At 62.5% G+C, this 18518-nt stretch carries 21 protein-coding genes; 6 read left to right on the top strand and 15 right to left on the bottom strand.

Going from position 1 to position 18518, the window contains the following annotated elements:
- Window positions 1-29 precede the first annotated feature (29 nt).
- The 3 genes from AB5Y89_RS08960 to glnK all read right to left on the bottom strand — a co-directional run bounded on the left by AB5Y89_RS08960 (window position 30) and on the right by glnK (window position 3269).
- Window positions 30-1655, bottom strand: a complete 1626-nt coding sequence (locus AB5Y89_RS08960; RefSeq protein WP_368223567.1) for an ABC transporter permease — start codon at window positions 1653-1655, stop codon at window positions 30-32.
- A gap of 39 nt (window positions 1656-1694) precedes the next feature.
- A complete protein-coding gene (locus tag AB5Y89_RS08965) occupies window positions 1695-2702 on the bottom strand; it encodes a Fe(3+) ABC transporter substrate-binding protein (RefSeq protein ID WP_039039971.1) in 1008 nt (335 codons plus the stop codon).
- A 228-nt stretch (window positions 2703-2930) separates the two neighbouring features.
- Window positions 2931-3269, bottom strand: coding sequence for a P-II family nitrogen regulator (glnK, locus tag AB5Y89_RS08970; RefSeq protein ID WP_005332325.1), 339 nt, complete (start codon window positions 3267-3269; stop codon window positions 2931-2933).
- A 201-nt stretch (window positions 3270-3470) separates the two neighbouring features.
- Between glnK and arfB the strand changes: the two genes are divergently transcribed.
- Both arfB and AB5Y89_RS08980 read left to right on the top strand, forming a co-directional pair.
- Window positions 3471-3887 (top strand): alternative ribosome rescue aminoacyl-tRNA hydrolase ArfB, encoded by a 417-nt coding sequence (gene arfB / locus AB5Y89_RS08975; RefSeq protein WP_053288110.1) that lies wholly within the window; start codon window positions 3471-3473, stop codon window positions 3885-3887.
- Window positions 3888-3913: 26 nt separating this feature from the next.
- The gene (locus tag AB5Y89_RS08980; protein WP_286700349.1) at window positions 3914-4408 is read left to right on the top strand and encodes a methylated-DNA--[protein]-cysteine S-methyltransferase; all 495 of its coding nucleotides are present in this window, start codon (window positions 3914-3916) and stop codon (window positions 4406-4408) included.
- A 607-nt stretch (window positions 4409-5015) separates the two neighbouring features.
- On the opposite strand, the gene AB5Y89_RS08985 is transcribed toward AB5Y89_RS08980, so the two are convergent.
- From AB5Y89_RS08985 to AB5Y89_RS09015, 7 genes are all read right to left on the bottom strand, one after another.
- Window positions 5016-6212, bottom strand: a complete 1197-nt coding sequence (locus AB5Y89_RS08985; RefSeq protein ID WP_368223569.1) for a NupC/NupG family nucleoside CNT transporter — start codon at window positions 6210-6212, stop codon at window positions 5016-5018.
- A gap of 182 nt (window positions 6213-6394) precedes the next feature.
- Entirely contained in the window at window positions 6395-7330 is a 936-nt protein-coding gene (locus AB5Y89_RS08990) for a LysR family transcriptional regulator (protein WP_368223676.1), read from the bottom strand.
- A gap of 82 nt (window positions 7331-7412) precedes the next feature.
- On the bottom strand, window positions 7413-7949 hold the full coding sequence (locus AB5Y89_RS08995; protein WP_010673063.1) for a glutathione peroxidase: 537 nt from the start codon (window positions 7947-7949) through the stop codon (window positions 7413-7415).
- A 60-nt stretch (window positions 7950-8009) separates the two neighbouring features.
- On the bottom strand, window positions 8010-8573 hold the full coding sequence (locus tag AB5Y89_RS09000; protein WP_368223572.1) for an NnrU family protein: 564 nt from the start codon (window positions 8571-8573) through the stop codon (window positions 8010-8012).
- A gap of 262 nt (window positions 8574-8835) precedes the next feature.
- Window positions 8836-9969: a glycerate kinase gene (locus AB5Y89_RS09005; RefSeq protein ID WP_041210943.1), complete on the bottom strand. Its 1134-nt coding sequence runs from the start codon at window positions 9967-9969 to the stop codon at window positions 8836-8838.
- Window positions 9970-9978: 9 nt separating this feature from the next.
- Window positions 9979-11241: a GntP family permease gene (locus tag AB5Y89_RS09010; RefSeq protein WP_042014914.1), complete on the bottom strand. Its 1263-nt coding sequence runs from the start codon at window positions 11239-11241 to the stop codon at window positions 9979-9981.
- A gap of 119 nt (window positions 11242-11360) precedes the next feature.
- On the bottom strand, window positions 11361-12476 hold the full coding sequence (locus AB5Y89_RS09015) for a sugar diacid recognition domain-containing protein (RefSeq protein ID WP_039039965.1): 1116 nt from the start codon (window positions 12474-12476) through the stop codon (window positions 11361-11363).
- A gap of 206 nt (window positions 12477-12682) precedes the next feature.
- On the opposite strand from AB5Y89_RS09015, the gene AB5Y89_RS09020 reads away from it, so the two are divergent.
- The 3 genes from AB5Y89_RS09020 to AB5Y89_RS09030 all read left to right on the top strand — a co-directional run bounded on the left by AB5Y89_RS09020 (window position 12683) and on the right by AB5Y89_RS09030 (window position 14389).
- Window positions 12683-13057: a YacL family protein gene (locus AB5Y89_RS09020; protein WP_039039964.1), complete on the top strand. Its 375-nt coding sequence runs from the start codon at window positions 12683-12685 to the stop codon at window positions 13055-13057.
- Between the two features lie 49 nt (window positions 13058-13106).
- Window positions 13107-13397 (top strand): hypothetical protein, encoded by a 291-nt coding sequence (locus tag AB5Y89_RS09025; RefSeq protein WP_039039963.1) that lies wholly within the window; start codon window positions 13107-13109, stop codon window positions 13395-13397.
- A gap of 161 nt (window positions 13398-13558) precedes the next feature.
- Entirely contained in the window at window positions 13559-14389 is an 831-nt protein-coding gene (locus AB5Y89_RS09030) for a lysostaphin resistance A-like protein (protein WP_368223574.1), read from the top strand.
- Between the two features lie 75 nt (window positions 14390-14464).
- On the opposite strand, the gene AB5Y89_RS09035 is transcribed toward AB5Y89_RS09030, so the two are convergent.
- The 5 genes from AB5Y89_RS09035 to AB5Y89_RS09055 all read right to left on the bottom strand — a co-directional run bounded on the left by AB5Y89_RS09035 (window position 14465) and on the right by AB5Y89_RS09055 (window position 17425).
- Entirely contained in the window at window positions 14465-14884 is a 420-nt protein-coding gene (locus AB5Y89_RS09035) for a DUF4426 domain-containing protein (protein ID WP_319884623.1), read from the bottom strand.
- Between the two features lie 18 nt (window positions 14885-14902).
- On the bottom strand, window positions 14903-15202 hold the full coding sequence (gene yggU, locus AB5Y89_RS09040) for a DUF167 family protein YggU (RefSeq protein WP_041210939.1): 300 nt from the start codon (window positions 15200-15202) through the stop codon (window positions 14903-14905).
- Window positions 15202-15753, bottom strand: coding sequence for a YggT family protein (locus AB5Y89_RS09045; RefSeq protein ID WP_103260855.1), 552 nt, complete (start codon window positions 15751-15753; stop codon window positions 15202-15204). Before AB5Y89_RS09045 ends, yggU begins: the two co-directional genes overlap by 1 nt.
- A 23-nt stretch (window positions 15754-15776) precedes the next feature.
- Window positions 15777-16601, bottom strand: a complete 825-nt coding sequence (proC, locus tag AB5Y89_RS09050) for a pyrroline-5-carboxylate reductase (RefSeq protein ID WP_368223577.1) — start codon at window positions 16599-16601, stop codon at window positions 15777-15779.
- 122 nt (window positions 16602-16723) lie between these two features.
- On the bottom strand, window positions 16724-17425 hold the full coding sequence (locus tag AB5Y89_RS09055; RefSeq protein WP_263308808.1) for a YggS family pyridoxal phosphate-dependent enzyme: 702 nt from the start codon (window positions 17423-17425) through the stop codon (window positions 16724-16726).
- Between the two features lie 39 nt (window positions 17426-17464).
- Here AB5Y89_RS09055 and tapT point away from each other — a divergent pair, with 39 nt between their 5' ends.
- On the top strand, window positions 17465-18499 hold the full coding sequence (gene tapT, locus AB5Y89_RS09060) for a type IVa pilus ATPase TapT (RefSeq protein WP_010673050.1): 1035 nt from the start codon (window positions 17465-17467) through the stop codon (window positions 18497-18499).
- The last annotated feature ends 19 nt before the right edge of the window (window positions 18500-18518 follow it).

The following is an 18518-nucleotide window of genomic DNA, read 5'->3' on the forward strand; positions in this document are numbered from 1 at the left end:
TCTCGCGTAGTGATGCCGGACGGGGCCGCTCAATGGCCTGGACCATCCAGGGTACGGTTGATCCACAGCAGGGGAACCAGCCCCACCAGCACGATGACGATGGCACCGAGCGCCCCCCGCTCCAGCATCTCGTCCGAGACGAACTGATAGACGTGGGTCGCCAGGGTTTCGAAGTTGAACGGCCGCAGCAGCAGGGCGGCGGGCAGCTCCTTCATGGATTCGATGAACACCAGTATGGCGCCGGCAAAGAGGCCGCGCCGTACCAGCGGCAGGTGAATGCGACGCAGCATGCCGCCCGCCCCCTGCCCCAGAGAGCGGGCCGCCATGTCGAGGCTGGGGGAGATCTTGCTCATGCTGCTCTCCACCGACCCGATGGCGATGGCCACGAAGCGCACCAGATAGCCGAACACGATGGCGGTGAGGGTGCCGGTCAGGAGCAGACCGGGGCCCGGCATCCCGAGCCGCTCGGCCAGATCGTTGATGCCAAAATCAAGGGCCGTGAGCGGCACCAGCACGCCGATGGCCAGCACGGTCCCCGGCATGGCATAGCCCATGGCGGCGAGGCGCAGGGGCAGCAGGCTGCGAGTCCCCCCATCGAGGCGACGGAAGAAGCCGAGCAGCAGGGCAATGGCCATGGCCAGCAGGGCGGTCAGGGCCGAGATGGCAAGGCTGTTGCCCGCAAAGCGCACGAATTCGGGCGTCCACGACAGCGCGAAGTAACGCACCCCGTAATCGAACAGGATGACGAACGGCAGGGCGAACCCCGCCAGCACCAGGCCCCAGCACCAGAGCCCGGCCAGCACGCCCCTCAGGCCCCCGAGGGGGTAACGCAGGGGCTGCTCGAAGCCCATGGACTTCTGGAACACCTGCTGACGCTGGCGGGAGCGGCGCTCCAGCGCGATGAGCAGCACCACCGCCAGCAGCATCAGACAGGAGAGCTTGGCGGCGGTCGCCAGGCTGCCGTAGCCGAGCCAGGTGTCGTAGATGGCGGTGGTCAGGGTGTTGATGGCAAAGAAGTGGACGGTGGCAAAGTCCGCCAGAGTTTCCATCGCGACCAGAGATGCCCCCACCATGATGGCCGGGCGGGCCAGGGGGAGGCTCAGGCGGCGAAAGCTCTGCCAGGGGGTGCAGCCGAGCAGACGGCTGGAGTGAATGAGGCTGACCGACTGCTCCAGGAAGGAGGCCCGTGCCAGCAGATAGACATAGGGGAAGAGCACCAGCGCCAGCACCCAGGCGGCGCCCCCGAGGGAGCGAATGGCCGGGAACCAGTAGTCGGCAGGTCCCTGCCAGCCAAACAGGGCACGCAGCCCCGCCTGCAGCGGGCCCGAGTAGTCGAGCAGGTCGGTATAGACGTAGGCAACGATATAGGAGGGCATCGCCATGGGCAGCATCAGCGCCCATTGCAGGGCGCGGCGCCCCGGCACCTCGCACATGGCCACCAGCCAGGCGGTGGGCACCCCGAACAGCAGGCTGAGGCAGACCACCCCCAGCACCAGGCCGGACGTGTTTCGCAGATAGTCGGGCAGTACGGTATCAGCGAGGTGGGCAAACAGTTCCCCATCAGCCGAGAAGGCGGAGAAGACCAGGGCGAGTACCGGCAAACCCAGCAGCAGGGCGGTGACCCAGCTGCCGGCAATCCATCCAAAATGTTTCATGAGTCCACAGAAGTTGATGGGGCCGTTGGCCCCATCTGATTACAAGTCGAATTTCACTTCATCCAGCAGTTGCAAGGCGTCCTTGCGGTGCTTGGCATAATCGCTGACCGGCATGGGGTCAGACTTGAACGTGCCCCAGGACTTGACCATGGCAGAAGGCTCGACCCCCGCCTTGACCGGGTACTCGGCATTTACATCCGCATACATGTGCTGGGCGGTATCCCCGGAGAGGAACTCCATCAGCTTCTGTGCTGCATCCTTGTTCTTGGCATACTTGGTCATGGCCACGCCGCTCACGTTGACGTGGGCACCGCGATCACCCTGGTTCGGGAAGTTGATTTCCACCGCGTCGGCCCAGGACTTCTGCGCCGGGTCCTTCAACATGGCACCCAGGTAGTAGCTGTTGCCCAGGGAGACATCACAGATGCCGTCCTTGATCGCCTTGACCTGATCACGGTCGTTGCCCTGGGGCTTGCGCGCCAGGTTGGCCTTGACCCCTTCCAGCCAGGTCTTGGTGTCCGCCATGCCGTGATGGGCAATCATGGACGAAACCAGCGCCACATTGTACTCGTGCTTGCCACTACGGGTACAAATTTTTCCTTTGAATTCAGGCTTGACCAGATCTTCGTAGCGGATGGTGTCGAGCTTGCCAAGACGCTCCTTGCTGGAGTAGATGGCACGCACCCGGGTGGTCAGGGCGAACCAGCGGTTGTCCGGATCGCGATAGATGGAGGGGATGTTCTCCTGCAGCGTCTTGCTGTCCACCGGCTGCACCAAGTCCTTGTCCACCAGCTCGGTCAGACGGCTGATGTCCACGGTCAGCATCAGATCTGCCGGAGAGAGCTTGCCTTCCCGTTCCAGACGCTCGTTCAGCCCCTCTTTGGCAAACACCACATTGACCTTGATCCCGGTCTCCTTCTCGAACTGCTGGATGATGGGCTTGATCAGCTCATCCTGACGGTTCGAATAGACGTTTACCTCCTGGGCGGCGAACGCCGACTGGGCGACAAGCGTGGAGAAAGCCAGTGCCAACATCTTCATTTTCATCATCCGTTCCTTGTCTGCGTAAAGAGTGATAACCATTTTCGTTTGCATTCTGCATGAATCGGGAGGAGAGGATCAAGGCGGTTTGCTGGGTTGGAACGATCTATTTAATCAGCGGCCAAACAAAAAGACCGGATGGAATCCCATCCGGTCTTTCGACGACCACCCATTCACACTGTCGGCAGAACCTGCCCGGACCTTTGCCCGACCCGGCCGGGCAAAGGAGCGTACTCAGAGCGCCTCGTCGTCGCTCTCACCAGTACGAATACGCACCGCTTGCAGCAGGTCATAGACGAAAATCTTGCCGTCACCGATCTTGCCGGTATAGGCCGCCTTGCAGATGGCCTCGATCACCCCTTCGACGTTCTCGTCTGCGGTAGCGATCTCCAGCTTCACCTTCGGCAGAAAGTCGACCTGGTACTCGGCTCCCCGGTATAATTCGGTGTGCCCCTTCTGGCGACCAAAACCCTTCACTTCGGAGACGGTCAGGCCTTCCACCCCCAGGTTGGCGATGGCCTCGCGCACGTCGTCCAACTTGAAAGGTTTGATAATCGCAGTAATCAGCTTCATCTGGTTGCTCCCAATCCATGGTATGTCACGAATGGGTCATCAATTCTTGTGCCAAGTATTTTTATCGTTTATTTTCATATAGATAGACATGAGACTCTGAGCCAGAAAGGCTCAGGATCACCAAGGAAGCGCATCTCGCCCCATAATGAGGCACCAAGCTGCACCAGACTCCCTTGATGCACCAAATGAGAGCATCACCCCATGTTAGTCATCTCCAACAGCGTGATCATCCCCTGGCATGAACTGCAATTCCAGACCATGCGGGCCCAGGGCAATGGCGGCCAGCACGTCAACAAGACCGACTCCGCCGTCTGGCTGCGCTTCGATTATCGCGACTCCCCCAGCCTGCCGCCGCTCTACAAGGAGGGACTGGAGCGGCTCAGCGACAACCGGGTTCACGACGGCTTCATCCAGATCAGGGTCGAGACCCATCGCAGCCAGGACATGAATCGCAAGGAGGCCATGAGCCGCCTGACCGAGCTGCTGAAAAAAGCCGCGTGGCGCCCCAAGGCCCGCCACGCCACCAAGCCGACCCGCAGCTCCCAACGCAAGCGGGTCGATGCCAAGAAACGCAAGGGAGAGATCAAATCCACCCGCGGCAAGCCCGTGCTGGAGTGACCTGCCACAACCCCGAGGACAAGAGAATGCAGTACAGCTTTTGTGAATGTGCCAAGGGGCCCCTGCTCATCGCCATCGATGGGGCCGGGCTGCGCCACGTGGAATTCATGCAAGGGGAGCGCCCCGTCCTGCCGCAAGCGGAGTGGCAGCGGGATGATGCCGCCCTGGCCCCCTTTGTCGAGCAATTTGCCGCCTACTTTGCCGGCCGCCTGCGGCGCTTCGATCTCCCCCTGGCCGCCACGGGCACACCATTCCAGCAGGCCGTGTGGCGGGCGTTGTGCGACATTCCCTACGGCGAGACCGTCAGCTACCTCCAGATTGCAGAGGCCATCGGCAACCCCAGGGCCGTGCGGGCAGTGGGCGCCGCCAACGGCCGCAATCCCCTCAGCATCATAGTGCCCTGCCACAGGGTCATAGGGCGCAGCGGTGAACTGACCGGCTATGGGGGAGGTATCCCCATCAAGCGCTGGTTGCTGGCACTGGAGCAGGAGACCGCAGACCACTTCGCGCTGACCCCATGAAAGGGTGCGCCTCCTGTCAAATGCGGGTTGCGGGTGCAGGCACCACAGACCGCAGGCCACTTGCGCGGATCCTCTGACGAGCGGCATCTTCATCACATACGAGTTGCTGGGCCCAACAGAAGACCGCAGGCGGCGTTGCACTGCCCATGACGGACAGAATCTCCATCACATGCTGGTTGCTTGCCATCTGACAGTATGGTTGCGTGATGTGTTGAGCCTGCACCGGGATAATCTGCCGCCGGATCCGCCCCATGGCAGGAGCATGCCCACCGCCCCGATTCATCTTTCCTTTGAGCCGCGCAGCAAAATAAATCACTGATTATTTATTTTATTTCAGCATCAATAATTTAAAAATCACATTGCAGCAGCATTTTGAAAATGAACACAGTATGAAGAATCGCCTCAGAAGCGCTTCAGAGAGCATCAGGCATCATGGCTTCACACTTGGATGGGACGGCTCATCCCTCATTCAGGTGGCACCCATGTGACGCTTCCAATCTGTCTTTTCCCTGCGCCTCCCCAGAGGCGCTTTTTTTTGCCTGCAACCGGGTGCAAAAAAGCCCGCCGAAGCGGGCAATGACCGGAAGGTGCTGACTTCCAGGGTCTATCAGAGGGCGAGGAACAAGCCTGCCAGGGAGGCGCTCATCAGGTTTGCCAGCACCCCCGCCAGGATGGCGCGCATGCCGTAGCGGGCGATGAAGGACTTGCGCTCCGGCACCATGGCCCCCAGGCCGCCGATGAGGATCGCCATGGAAGAGATATTGGCGAAACCGCACAGGGCGAAGGTGACGATGGCCTTGCTCGACTCGTTCAGGGTCTGATCCTGCACCAGGGCGATGAAGGCGACGAACTCGTTGATGACGATCTTGGTGCCGATCAGGGCACCAGCCGCCTGGGCCTGATCCCAGGGAACGCCAATGAGCCAGGAAACGGGGGCAAACAGCCAGCCCAGGATGATCTGGAAGCTCAGCTCCAGCCCCACCAGGTCGCCGGCCCAGCCCAGCAGGCCGTTGAGCAGGGCGATCACGCCGACGAAGGCCAGCAGGGTCGCCCCCACGGCGACGGCGATGTTGAGACCCGCCATGGCACCATCGGCGGCCGCTTCAATGACGTTGGTGGCGCGGGTGATCTCCACGTCTTCGTGGTGATCTTCCTCTTGCGCGGCGGGCGGCACCAGGATCTTGGCCATGGCAAGCCCGGCAGGGGCGGACATGAAGGCCGCCGCAATCAGGTATTTCAGCTCGACCCCGATGCTGGCGTAGCCCACCAGGGTGCCGCCAGCTACCGAGGCCAGTCCGCAGCTCATCACCGCAAAGAACTGGGAATCGGACATCCTGGAGAGATAGGGTTTGACCACCAGCGGCGCTTCCACCATGCCGACAAAGATGTTGGCGGTGGCAGAGAGGCTCTCGGCGCGGCCGGTGCCCAGCAATTTCTGCAGGCCGCCGCCGAGCAGGGCGATCACTTTGGGCATCAGGCCGATGTGATAGAGGATGGCGATCAGCGCGGAGAAGAAGATGATCACCGGCAGCACGTTGAAGGCGAAGATGAAGCCCAGCTTGAACTTGGCCAGATCCCCGAACAGGAAGGCAATCCCCTCCTGGCCGTAGCCGATGACGCTGCTGACGCTCTCGCTGACACCGTTCAATACCTGCTGACCGGCGGGCAGCCAGAGCACCAGGGCGGCGAAGAGCACTTGCAGGCAGAGGGCAAAGCCCACTGTTCGCAACGGGATACGACGACGATTATCAGAGCAGAGTGCGGCCAGGGCCAGGATGCTCAGGATACCAAGCAGGGCAATCATGGGGATTCCATCCAGTGAGGCTGAAGATGGGCGCGGATTCTGCTCCCCTCCCCTCACCGCCGCAACCCCGCCGGGTTACAACCCTGTTAGCAAAAACGTTTGCACGATATCGGTTGCGCCAACTGACTGATTTGACACAACTTTGAAACCGCACTCACGCCAGTGTTCTTGTATGGAAACGATTATTCCTCGGTGCCGGACAATTTCCCCCCGAGCCAGGGTGCGAGTCGCTGCGCCCAGTAGGGCCCGGGTCCGAAGCTCTCCTTGAGGAAGTCGATGAAGAGGCGGATCTTGGGATCCAGATGCTCTCGCCTGGCATAGACGGCGTGCACCGCCATCTTCTGGTTCGGTTGCCACTGGGGCAGCAGAGGGATGAGCTGACCAGATTGCAGCTCCTTGTCCAGCAGGTAGTTGGCCACATAGGCGATGCCGAGCCCGGCCAGGGCGGCGTCCCGCACCGCTTCCGCCAGATCCACCCGATAGTTGCCCGCCACCTGCACCGTCTGGCGCTCCTTGCCCTGGCGAAACGACCACTCGTGGTAGCGCCGCTCCCGGCTCTGGTAGGTGATGCAATTGTGATGGGCCAGATCCCTGGGGTGCAGTGGCGTGCCGTGACTCAGCAGATAATCCGGCGAGGCCACCAGCACGAAGCCGATGTCTGCCAGTCGCTGCCCTACCAGGGACTCAGGTTTGTCCTCGTAGGTGGTGATCCAGAGATCCAGCCCCTCATCCACCAGATTGGTGCGGTGATCGAACAGGGACACCTCCAGCTCCAGATCCGGATAACGTGCTTGAAACGCCTTGAGGCGCGGGATCACGTGCAACCGCCCGAAGGATTGACCAACCCCCAGATGGAGCACACCGCTCACCTTGCCACGGCGCTCCGCCACCATGGACTCCGCCTCCAGTGCCACCGCCACCAGAGCGCGGCAGTGGCGGGCATACTCCTGACCCAGTTCGGTGAGCCCGAAACGACGGGTAGTGCGCTGTACCAGCTGGGCGCCGAGCGCGGTTTCCAGCAGGACGAGCTGCTTGCTGATGTGGGATTTGGAGACCCCGAGGCGGCGCGCAGCCGCCGAGATGCCCTGTTCACGAACCAGGGCATCGAAGATCACCATTTGGGGAAGACGTTGCAGCACGGTGTCACCGGAGTGGATGGCGGGGCCGCATTATTCCAGAGCGGCCCGCCATGGGGTAGGGTCAGTGCCCCAGGGCATCGATGATCTGCTGTTTGAGAGGATCATCCGACGGATTCTGGTTGGCGCCATAGCTCGCAATCAGCTTGCCGTCCCGCCCGACCAGGTACTTGTGGAAGTTCCAGTTGGGCGCATCACCGTCAGCAGCCGCGGCCAGCCCCTTGAACAGAGGCACTGCATCCGAACCCCGCACCGCCACCCGGTTGAACATGGGGAAGGTCACCCCGTAGTCCCGGCGGCACACCTCGGCGGTCTTGTTCTCGTTGCCCGCCTCCTGCCAGAAATCGTTGGAAGGGAAGCCCAGCACCATCAGCCCCTTCTCCTTGTAGCCCTGATAGAGGGCTTCCAGATCCCGGAACTGACCGCTGTAACCGCAGTAGGAGGCGGTGTTGACCACCAGCACCACCTTGCCCTCGGTCAACTGGCAGAGGTTGTGGCGCTGGGTGCTGTTGAGCTCCCGCATCTCCACGTTGAAGTAATCGGGGCAGGCGGCGGAGACCGCACCCGAGCCGAGCATCAGCAGCAGGGTGAACCATTTCATCGACGTGACTCCCATTGTTTTGTCCATCATACGCAAGATCCCGGAATCTGGTTCAGGGATTCAGTGCAGGGGGATCCCGGTCAGCCAGCCGTGTCCCCAGAAGATAAGCAGAGCCGTGAGGGCCAGCCCCGCCCCCAGACTGATCCCCGTCCCCTGCCAGGTGGCGGCGGCACGGGGGTGACGGCCCCACTCCCGCATCGAAATCCAGACGATGCTGATGAGAGCCCAGAGACCGAGCCCGCCAAATAGCACCAGGGAGCGCGCCTCGCTGTTCACCGCCAGATGGGCCCCCGACCAGAGCAGCACCCCGAGCAGCTGGGGATGCACCAGCCAACGGCGGAAATGGTTCGCCCCCTGCCCCGCGCACAGCAGGATAAGGGCGATCGGCATGACCCCCATCACCAGGGTGGGCCCCCAGACAGGCAGAAAATAGAGGGGCATGGGGCTGGCACTGCGCCAGCCTGCGAGGATGCAGCCGATGGCGACGAACACCAACAGCGAGAAGAGCCCCTTGTAGCGGTTCTCCCCCAGCCGATCCCGCAGACGGGCGCGGTGCTGTGCCGCAAAACAGGGGTAGAGATGAGTCAGGGTGAACAACACCACCCCCAGGGTCAGCAGGATCATGGCTCGCTCCTCGCATATTGCCCCCCCGGAATGGGAATCCCTCCCTCAGGCGGGCCTTGTTTCTCGTGGCTCCTTCACTGTCGGGAGATCACTATGCCGCAAAGCCCCTTGTCAGAATACAAAAACCATATGAAAGACAGCAGGATAATAAAAAAAGCCGACCCAAGGATCGGCAAGTGCGTCAGAGGTGCCACGCCGGGCCGCTCACTCTGCTGCACGGGGCAGGGTCAGGCCGATGCACCGCATCGGCCAGGAGAGAGGGTCATTTGCGCAGCAGGTAGAGAGCCGCCACGTTGCGGGCCGTGAGCTGCAGGTTGGTGGTGGCGGTGGCCAGCGCCTCCGGCAGGGACATGGCCCGATTGACCACGGCGAATACCGCATCCAGTCCGTGCTCGTGCACCACGCCGCAGTCATCGGTGAGGCATCCGGCGATGCCGATCACCGGCTTGCCGAACTGCTTGGCACAGCGAGCCACCCCGATGGGCGTCTTGCCGTGGATGGTCTGGCTGTCGATGCGGCCCTCGCCGGTGATGACCAGATCCGCATCGGCCACCGCCTCGGCCAGGTTCAGCGCCTCGATGACGATCCGGATGCCGGGTTTGAGCTCGGCGCCGAGCAGCCCCACCAGGGCTGCCCCCATGCCGCCTGCGGCCCCCGTTCCCGGGATCTCCTTCACCTGCTTGCCAAGCGCCTGCTCGATGCAGTCCGCGTAACGGGCCAGATTGGCATCCAGCTCGGCCACCATCTCGGGGGTTGCCCCCTTCTGCGGACCGAACACGGCGGACGCCCCTTTCGGGCCGCACAGCGGATTGTCCACGTCGCAGGCCACCTCGATGGTGAGTCCGGTCAGACGGGGATCCAGCCCGCTCAGGTCGATGGTGGCCAGCTCGGCCAGACCGGCACCGCCCGGCGCGATGGGGGTACCATCTGCTTTCAGGAGCTTGCCGCCGAGTGCCTGGATCATGCCAGCACCGCCGTCATTGGTGGCGCTGCCGCCGATGCCGAGGATGAGGTGGTTCACCCCCATCTCCAGCGCGGCCAGGATCAGCTCCCCGGTGCCGACACTGGAGGTGAGCCGCGGATTGCGCAGCTCGGGCGCAACCAGATGGAGGCCGGAGGCCGCCGCCATCTCGATGACGGCGCGCTTGCCATCCCCCAGCAGGCCCACGAAGCCCTGCACCCTGTTGCCGAGGGGGGCGGTCACCTCGACCGGCAGGATGCGACCACCGGTGGCATCCACCAGAGACTGCACCGTCCCCTCGCCGCCATCGGCCATGGGCAGCTTGACGTAGGTGGCATCCGGCAGCACCTGCTTGAAACCGGCCTCGATGGCATCGGCCACCGCCATGGCGCTCAGGCTCTCCTTGAATGAATCGGGGGCGATCACAATTTTCATATCAGTTCCTTAGGCGAGGCCAAACACGCCAAACATCAGGGTGGAGACAACGGCGATGGTCAGACCGACCGCGGTTTCGTAGGGGATGAGCTTGAGTCGCTCGCCGACGCCCATGTGGACGCTGCCGCCGGTGGCATGGAAGAAGGAGCCGTGGGGCATGTGGTCAAACACGGTGGCGCCGGCGTGGATCATGGCGGCCCCTGCCAGGCTGCTGATCCCCAGTTCAATCAGAGTGGCGCTGAACACGTTGGAGGCCACCACAGTCCCGGCCGTGGTCGAGGCGGTCGCCAGCGACATCAGGGCACCGGAGATGGGGGCCAGCAGATAGGAGGGCAAACCGGAAGCGGTCAGGCCACTGATGAGCACATCTTTCAGGCCGGAGTTGGCGATGATGCCCGCCAGGGTACCCGTCCCCAGCAGCATGATGGCCACCGGCGCCATGCGGGCCAGGCCCGAGACGGCAAACTGGTTCACCTTGGTGAACTTGCCCATCATCAGGGCCCCCACCAGGCCGCCGAGAGGCAGCGCAATGAGCGGGTCCACCACGATGCCGGCGATGGGACGCAGGGCCAGCAGCAGGATGGCGACCAGGGGTGCACTGATGGCGGCGGCAAAGCCGGGCAACTTGGCACCATCAACGCTCACCACCTCGTCGGCGGCCACCTTGCTGCCCCGGTTGTTGAGGCGCTTGGCGAGCCAGTAGGCCATCACCAGACCGAACAGGCCGGGAATGATGCCCGCCGCCATCACCGAGGTGAGAGGCAGGTGGAAGGCATCGGCTGCCGCGATGGCGTTGGGGTTGGGAGACATGACGTTGCCCGCCTTGCCACCGCCTATCATCGCCAGCAGGATGGCCGCCTTGGAGAGATCGGCACGGCGGGCGATGGCCAGCGCAATGGGGGCGACCGTGATGACGGCCACGTCCACGAAGACGCCGACCGCGGTCAGGATCAGGGTGGCCAGCGCCAGGGCCAGCAGGGCGCGGGTTTCGCCGAGTTTCTTGACGATGGTCTCGGCGATGGTGGTGGCGGCGCCCGATTCGATGAGCACCCCGGCCAGCACACCCGCCGCCAGGATCCGCATCACTGCCGTGGTGATCCCCTGGGCGCCGCCGATCATCAGGGCGACGGTCTGGGTCAGGTCGGCGCCACCGATCAGGCCACCGGCCAGGGCACCGACAATCATGCCGTAAGCGGGCGGCACCTTCTTCAGGATGAGGAAGATGGCGATGGAAAGCGCGGCGAGCGCGCCGAGCGCGGAGACTGGGATCATGACGGGCACCTTGTTGTTGTAATGAGTGGCGCCATTATGGGGATCCCCGCCTGGAATGCTTTGGCCATAAAACCAAAAAAAGCATTTACCGGCCTTGCATTTTTGTTGGAAAAGACAAATCAGCTATCGAGACTGAGCCCGAGATAGAGCAGAAACTTGTCATCTAACTTGTTGAAATTCAAACCGGTTATCTGCTCTATCCGGGTCAGTCGATAACGCAGGGTGTTGGGGTGAATGAACAGGGCTTCGGCACAGGGATGCAGATCACAATCCTGCAAGAAATATTGGCGCAGCGTCTTTTGCAGCGTTCCCTTTGTGTCCTCCTGCGCCAGCTTTTGCAGCGGAGCCCGCAGCTGATCCGCCTGCCAAGAGTCCGCCAGGGTGCCGAGCAGCACTGAGAGCCGGTAATCCTCGAAGAAATAGACCTGCTTGCGGGGCGACTGGCGCATGCCACGGCGCAAGGTGTCTCGCGCCGTCTGGTAGGAGAGCGCCAGCCCGGGGATGCCGGCGAAGTAATCACCCACCCCGATGCGAACCTTGAAATGGGGAATACGGGAGAGCAGCTGCCGGATCCGGCTGCGCTCCTGCGCCGACTGCCAGACGCCGTCGCTGAGCTGGGCGGGTTTGAGCACCACTATCTCGTCCAGGCCGTTGATGGCCACCAGGTTGTCCCGCTCCGGGTTTTCCAGCAGGTGAACCAGCTCCCTCACCTGGGCGGGCTCGGCCTCCTCCAGCGCCAGCACGGCCACCACCCGGGGCTGGGCGAGATCCAGCTCGAGGAAGCGGGCCACCTGTTGCAGTTGATCGGCCCGCCCTTCGCCGCGAATGAGCTGCAACACCAGCTCCTCCTTGTGGCGCTTGTCCCACTGCAACTGCTCGGTGAGTGCAGCCTGTTCCAGGATGAGCTCGGCGGTCATGCGCACCAGCTCGGCGTAAGCACGCACGATGTCCGGATCCCCAGAGATGCCGATGACGCCGAGCAGCTCCCCCTGATAGGCGATGGGCAGGTTGATGCCGGGCCTCACCCCCTTGAGCTCCCGGGCGGTGGCCTCGCTTATCTCCACCACCCGGTTCTCGGTCAGGGCCAGCACGGCCCCCTCGTGGCGCTGGTGCAGCCGCTCCGGATTGCCGGACGCAATGATGAGTCCCCGTTCATCCATGACGTTGACCGAGAACGAGAGGATCTTCATCGCCCGGCTGACTATCTGATGCGCGAGCGCGTCGTTGAGCTGCATTGCCTCTCCATACCATTCGTTGACAGGGTCCCCGGCGTGCGCCATCACCGGGATCACCCGTTAAAGATCCCACATCATCAAGACAAGCGCGGGGGGGATCGCTAGAATAGGCCACTTTACGCTATCAGTGCCCCACCATGGATCAAGGATCCGGCATCATGCCGCTTTGCGCCGTGGTGGTTTCACCCTCCGATATGGACTCCGCTATGGATTATGAATTTCGCCGCGACCCGTTCGGTGGCTATCGCGCCCGGTTCTCCATGGGCCATGAAGCCATCGGCCAGTGGTTGATCGACGAGGTGGGCAAGGATGAGGAGAAGCTCGACGAGCTGTTCGCCATCATCGACCAGCTCTCCAGCCGGGCCCGCACCGAATACCGGCTGCTGGGGGGCGACTACTCCCTGCTGCTGACCCACGAGGAAGCCGAGGTGAAGGCCAATGTCCTCAATATCGAGCAGGATGAGGATCTCGACGATCTCGCCTACTACGATGATGAACAGCTGGCCATGTGCGGGCTGGAAGATTTTGCCCAGGTACTCGGCTCCTGGCGCGCCTTTATCCGCAACGAGGATATGGGCTGATTACCCCCATTCGGGCGAGCATGCCCCTTGCAACCCAACAGGATTGACTATGTCCATTTACGATTTTGATGACGAACTGCCGGAAGACGAGCTGGATCAACCGAAGAAACCCGCCCAGCCCAAGAAGAAGGGCAAGCAGGTGCTGAACACCCAGGTCAACCTGAGCCCGCGCGATGCCAGCCGCCTGAACGGCATGCACGTCGAGGCCATCACCACTCTGGATGACGTCAGTCTGCCGAAGAACGTCATCTTCAAGGCCGGTCTCATCGCCCTGGGCGAGCTGGAAGCCAGCAAACGCGCCGACATCATCGCCCGGGTCATCGCCGAGTCCGGTCGCTGATACGGGAAGGCCATCGCCTCTCTCGGTGACATCTTGCCGCCGCCCAAGCCGGAGCCCAGCTCCGGCTTTTCATTGCGCGTCTTCTGCCGGCCAGTCCCTTTTCCTTGAACCAGACCATGGGGATCGTTAAGGTGCGCCCTTCATTCATACAAGGAGACTCGATGTTACCACTCCCCGATATCCTCATCTGGCTCGTCCTGGGGCTGGCCGTACTCTGCTGCCTCGCCCGCCGGACCAGGCCCGGCATGCTCCTGCTGGGACTTGCCCTGCTTACCGCCCTCTGGCTTGAGCGACTCGCGCCCCTCGCCGCTCTTGTCAGCCTAGCCGGTCTGCTGCTGGCCTGGCGTACCCCCACCCTGCCCCCACCCTGGCGCGGCGCCGCACTGACGCTGGTCCTGCTGTGGTCCCTCGCCCTGACGCTGCATCTGGTGCCCGGCTTTGACAATCTCAGGGTGCTCGACAAGGTACAGGCGGGCCCGGCCAGCGTGCCCTTCACCCTCTACCTCAATCTGGACAAGCCGCTCATTTTCTTCGCCCTGCTGCTGGCCATCCCCGGCCTGCTCGGCCCGGGTGGAACGATGCGCTGGCGGCCGCTGGCCCTGCTCATCCTGCCGCTCGCGGCCCTGCTCATCACCGCTTGGCAACTGGGCGCCCTCAAACCCGAAGCGGGACTGCCCCACTGGTGGTGGCTGTTCGCGTTCAACAACCTGCTGTTCACCTGTGTGGCGGAAGAAGCGCTGTTCCGGGGATGCATCCAGCAAGGGGTGGCAAGCCGAAGCACGCCCTGGGCAGGTCTCCTGGTCGCCAGCCTGCTGTTCGGCGCAGCCCATCTTGCCGGTGGCCCGTTGCTGGTGTTGTTCGCTGCGCTGGCGGGGGCCTGCTATGGCCTGGCGTTCCAGCTGAGCGGGCGCCTCAGTGTCGCCATCCTGCTCCACTTCCTGTTCAACTTCGCCCACCTGGCCCTGTTTACCTATCCCCTGGCCAGCCACTGACGTCGAGCACAGGTTCACCGGGCAAAAAAATGCCCCGCCCCCGTGGGGGCAGGGCATCTGCATTCACCCTGCAATCTAGTCGACGTAGAAGGTCTGCTGGAAGGTCAGCGTCTGCTGCTGCCCCTCCCCCATGATCTTCAGGGTGAACTGGTAGGTGTCCTCATTGCGATAGGGCAGCACTGCCAGGTAATAGATGGCATTCCCCTCTTTCACCTCCTGAAAATTCAGGGGGCGAAGGGTGCCGGTCAGATTGCGGGCTTCGCCGCTGATCCCCACCGCCTGTGCCATCCCCTGCTTGTTCTGCACCGCGATATTGACGATGCCGTTATAGCGGCTGCGCTCCAGGCCATAGGTCCTGGCTACCTCGGGGGTGAGGAAGCTGGAGTTGAACGCGCTGTAGTGCACTTTCCAGGGGCCCAGCTCCTGCATCTGCTCAGCCCGCAGCGGCAGCGTCATCAGGAGTGCCAGCAGGCAACTCATCCAGGCAGTTTTCATGATGTCATCCCTCTCGTATCAATCCTGATTATCGAGCAGAGCGGCAATCTCGGCGGGGATCTGCTTTGGCGCGTCGATGGCGACCGTCTTGTGCCGACCCAGCTCCCCCCGCAGGATGCGAACCTGCCCCTTGGCCACCTTGCACTGCTTGGCCAGGTACTTGATCAGGTGACTGTTGGCCTGACCATCCACCGGCGGTGCCGTGATGGCCACTTTCAACTCGTCACCGTGCAATCCGATGATCTGATCCCGGCTCGCCTTGGGCTGGATCATCAGATGCAACACCAGCTCGTCCCCTTCCAGCAGGACGGCGGGCATCAGATCATCCACCACAACTGGCCGAACAGATCCCCCATCAGGTAGTTGATGGCCTGCAGCGCGATGAAGGCGACCAGCACGGAGAGATCCAGCCCGCCCAGTGCAGGCAGGATGCGGCGAATGGGGGCCAGGAAGGGTTCAGTGAGCTGGTGCATCACGTATTCAATGGGGTTGCGACCCTGGCTGACCCAGCTCAGGATGGCGCGGATCAGCAGGATCCAGAAGATCATGGAACCCGCTTTCTTCAACACGGTGAGCGTCGCAAACAGACAGAGAGTGAGCCAGTCCGCCTGCAGCACATTCATGCTCTTGAGCAGGAACAATTTGCCAAAGGCGATCAGCAGCGCCAGCAGCACAGAGGCCATGTCCAGCCCGCCAAAACCCGGGATGACGCGGCGCAGGGGCACCACCAGCGGGTTGGTCAGCTTGACCACCATCTGGCTCATGGGATTGTAGAAGTCGGCCCGCGCCCACTGCAGCCAGACCCGCAGCAGCACCACCATGAGGTAGAGATCAAAGACAGTGTTAATCAAAAAGTAAGCCGTGTTCATCCGGGCTCCTTGCTAAAAGGGATTCAGAAAAGGGTTTCCATTTCGCCGGCCCGGGTAACGGCCGCCTGCATGGCTCTTGCGGTCAGCGGCATCAGCCCCTGCTCCTGGAATGTCTTGACGGCCTCGGCCGTGGTCCCGCCCTTGCTGGTCACCTGCTCGCGCAGGGTCTGCAGCGACAGATCGGGATTTTGTTCCACCATGGCGGCCGCCCCCAGGGCGGTTTGCTGCACCAGCAGTCGAGCCTGCTCCGGCGTAAAGCCCATGGCCTCGGCCTCCTCGGCAATCGCCTGCATGAACAGGAAGAAGTAGGCCGGGGCACTGCCCGCCGCCGCAATGACGCCGTTGATGCCGGCCTCCTCATCCACCCAGAGGGTCTTGCCCACGGATTGCATCATCTGTTCGGCCACAGCCCTATCGGCCTGCCCGATGGCGGGCGGTGCATAGAGCCCGGTCATCCCCAGCCCCAGCAAGGAGGGGGTGTTGGGCATGGTGCGAATGATGCGATCGTGACCGCCCGCCATCTCCTGCAAGCGCGCGACGCGAATGCCGGCGGCGATGGAGATGAGCAACTTGCCATCCAGCGAGCCAAGCTCGGCCACCAGCGCCGTCAGCATGTCCGCCATCAGCTGGGGCTTGACCGCCAGCACGATCACCTCGGCCTCCCGGGCCGCCTCGGCGTTGTCCTGGGTGATACGGATGCCGAACTGGCTGGCCAGTTCGTCCAGCTTGGGGCGGCTGGGATTGGCGGCGATGATACGCTCTGCCGGGTAACCCGCCTGGATGAGGCCGGCAATGATACTGCGGCTCATGTTGCCTGCCCCGATGAAGGCGAGGGTTCTCTGCTGCATCAAACACTCCTGTTACTGACATCGCAGCGGATGCCGACCCAGCCTGTGCAGGCTGACAGCATCACACGCGCCTGTTTACCTGAAAAAAGCACGACCGGGGTGTTTCTCGCCCCGGCTCTTGCTCATGAATAGTCACGGGCCCCGAAGATGGCGGTCCCGACCCGCACCATGGTGCTGCCATGGGCAATGGCCGGCTCGAGATCCTCGGTCATCCCCATCGAAAGGGTGTCGACGCTCGGGTATTGTTGCGCAAGCTCGGTGAACAGAGCCTGCATGCGCGCCATCTGGGCCGCCAGCACCCCCTCGTCGCGGGTATGCTCGGGGATGGCCATCAGGCCGCGCAACCGCAGCCGCTCGCTTTGGGCCACCAGAGAGGCCAGGCGGAAAATCTCTTGCTCCGACGTACCGGATTTGCTGCTCTCTCCGCTAATATTGATTTGCAGACAGATATTTAGCGGCGCGAGCCCACCCGGTCTCTGATTGTTGAGGCGTTCGATGAGCTTGTCGCGATCGACACTTTGAACCCAGTCGAACCGCTCCGCCACCAGCTTGGACTTGTTCGATTGCAGCGGGCCGATAAAGTGCCACTCTATGTCTGTACAGGCGTTCTGCTCGCGCAAGGCATCAATCTTGAGCGCGGCCTCCTGGGCGTAGGATTCGCCAAAGCACCGCTGACCGGCGGCATAGGCAGCCTGAATGTCCCCCAGCGGCTTGGTTTTACTGACAGCAAGCAACTGGATGTGATCTGGGCTGCGGCCAACACGCCGGGCAGCCTCTACAATACGTTCCTTTACCTGAAGCAGGTGCTGGGCAATCTGGCTCATATTTCGTTCGTAATCTTGTGATGGGAGAATAACAAATCTATGGATATCACAGAGTTATTGGCATTCAGTGTAAAGCATAAGGCCTCGGATCTACACCTCTCGGCCGGGGTCCCCCCGATGATCAGGGTTGATGGGGAGGTTCGCAAGATCAATTTGCCCGCCCTGGATCACCGGGAAGTCCATGCTCTCATTTACGACATCATGAATGACCACCAGCGCAAGGAGCTGGAAGAGAACTTCGAGGTGGACTTCTCCTTCGAAGTACCCGGCATGGCACGCTTTCGGGTCAACGCCTTCCAGCAGGCGCGCGGCTCGGGCGCCGTGTTTCGTACCATCCCGAGCACCGTTCTGACCCTGGACGATCTGGGGGCGCCGGAGATATTTCGCAAGATAGCGGAGTACCCTCGCGGCCTGGTGCTGGTGACTGGGCCCACCGGCTCGGGCAAATCCACCACCCTGGCCGCCATGGTCGATTACATCAATGACAACTTCCACCACCACATCCTCACCATCGAGGATCCCATCGAATTCGTGCACGAGAACAAGCGCTGCCTGGTGAACCAGCGGGAAGTACACCGCGACACCAAGAGCTTCAGCAACGCCCTGCGCTCGGCCCTGCGGGAAGACCCGGATATCATCCTGGTAGGTGAAATGCGGGACCTCGAAACCATCCGCCTCGCCATGACCGCCGCCGAAACCGGTCACCTGGTGTTTGGCACCCTGCACACCTCCTCGGCTGCCAAGACCATCGACCGTATCATCGACGTCTTCCCCGGCTCGGAGAAGGACATGGTGCGATCCATGCTCTCCGAATCCCTGCGGGCGGTCATCTCCCAGACCCTGCTCAAGCGTATCGGTGGCGGCCGGGTGGCGGCCCACGAGATCATGCTGGGGATCCCGGCGGTGCGAAACCTCATCCGGGAAGACAAGGTGGCCCAGCTCTATTCCGTCATCCAGACCGGGATGACCCACGGCATGCAGACCATGGACCAGAGCCTCAAGCAGCTGGTCAACCGGGGGGTCGTCGCCTCCCTCGATGCCAAGGCCAAGGCGGTCGATCCCAATACCATTTAAGCTCGCACACCCAAGGAGT

This window comes from Aeromonas sp. s4, from assembly GCF_040907855.1.
Classification (GTDB): Bacteria; Pseudomonadota; Gammaproteobacteria; order Enterobacterales; family Aeromonadaceae; genus Aeromonas; species Aeromonas caviae.

What these genes read in the sequence shown, in the direction of transcription:
- AB5Y89_RS08990 (WP_368223676.1), bottom strand. Translation starts at nt 7,330, where the DNA reads ATGGTGATCTTCGATGCCCTGGTTCGTGAACAGGGCATCTCGGCGGCT.
- AB5Y89_RS09035 (WP_319884623.1), bottom strand. Translation starts at nt 14,884, where the DNA reads ATGAAAACTGCCTGGATGAGTTGCCTGCTGGCACTCCTGATGACGCTG.
- AB5Y89_RS09025 (WP_039039963.1), top strand. Translation starts at nt 13,107, where the DNA reads ATGTCCATTTACGATTTTGATGACGAACTGCCGGAAGACGAGCTGGAT.
- AB5Y89_RS09010 (WP_042014914.1), bottom strand. Translation starts at nt 11,241, where the DNA reads ATGATCCCAGTCTCCGCGCTCGGCGCGCTCGCCGCGCTTTCCATCGCC.
- tapT (WP_010673050.1), top strand. Translation starts at nt 17,465, where the DNA reads ATGGATATCACAGAGTTATTGGCATTCAGTGTAAAGCATAAGGCCTCG.
- yggU (WP_041210939.1), bottom strand. Translation starts at nt 15,202, where the DNA reads ATGCCCGCCGTCCTGCTGGAAGGGGACGAGCTGGTGTTGCATCTGATG.
- arfB (WP_053288110.1), top strand. Translation starts at nt 3,471, where the DNA reads ATGTTAGTCATCTCCAACAGCGTGATCATCCCCTGGCATGAACTGCAA.
- proC (WP_368223577.1), bottom strand. Translation starts at nt 16,601, where the DNA reads ATGCAGCAGAGAACCCTCGCCTTCATCGGGGCAGGCAACATGAGCCGC.
- AB5Y89_RS09045 (WP_103260855.1), bottom strand. Translation starts at nt 15,753, where the DNA reads ATGAACACGGCTTACTTTTTGATTAACACTGTCTTTGATCTCTACCTC.
- AB5Y89_RS09055 (WP_263308808.1), bottom strand. Translation starts at nt 17,425, where the DNA reads ATGAGCCAGATTGCCCAGCACCTGCTTCAGGTAAAGGAACGTATTGTA.
- AB5Y89_RS09015 (WP_039039965.1), bottom strand. Translation starts at nt 12,476, where the DNA reads ATGCAGCTCAACGACGCGCTCGCGCATCAGATAGTCAGCCGGGCGATG.
- AB5Y89_RS08965 (WP_039039971.1), bottom strand. Translation starts at nt 2,702, where the DNA reads ATGAAAATGAAGATGTTGGCACTGGCTTTCTCCACGCTTGTCGCCCAG.
- AB5Y89_RS09020 (WP_039039964.1), top strand. Translation starts at nt 12,683, where the DNA reads ATGGATTATGAATTTCGCCGCGACCCGTTCGGTGGCTATCGCGCCCGG.
- AB5Y89_RS08980 (WP_286700349.1), top strand. Translation starts at nt 3,914, where the DNA reads ATGCAGTACAGCTTTTGTGAATGTGCCAAGGGGCCCCTGCTCATCGCC.
- AB5Y89_RS08995 (WP_010673063.1), bottom strand. Translation starts at nt 7,949, where the DNA reads ATGAAATGGTTCACCCTGCTGCTGATGCTCGGCTCGGGTGCGGTCTCC.
- glnK (WP_005332325.1), bottom strand. Translation starts at nt 3,269, where the DNA reads ATGAAGCTGATTACTGCGATTATCAAACCTTTCAAGTTGGACGACGTG.
- AB5Y89_RS08985 (WP_368223569.1), bottom strand. Translation starts at nt 6,212, where the DNA reads ATGATTGCCCTGCTTGGTATCCTGAGCATCCTGGCCCTGGCCGCACTC.
- AB5Y89_RS09030 (WP_368223574.1), top strand. Translation starts at nt 13,559, where the DNA reads ATGTTACCACTCCCCGATATCCTCATCTGGCTCGTCCTGGGGCTGGCC.
- AB5Y89_RS08960 (WP_368223567.1), bottom strand. Translation starts at nt 1,655, where the DNA reads ATGAAACATTTTGGATGGATTGCCGGCAGCTGGGTCACCGCCCTGCTG.
- AB5Y89_RS09000 (WP_368223572.1), bottom strand. Translation starts at nt 8,573, where the DNA reads ATGATCCTGCTGACCCTGGGGGTGGTGTTGTTCACCCTGACTCATCTC.
- AB5Y89_RS09005 (WP_041210943.1), bottom strand. Translation starts at nt 9,969, where the DNA reads ATGAAAATTGTGATCGCCCCCGATTCATTCAAGGAGAGCCTGAGCGCC.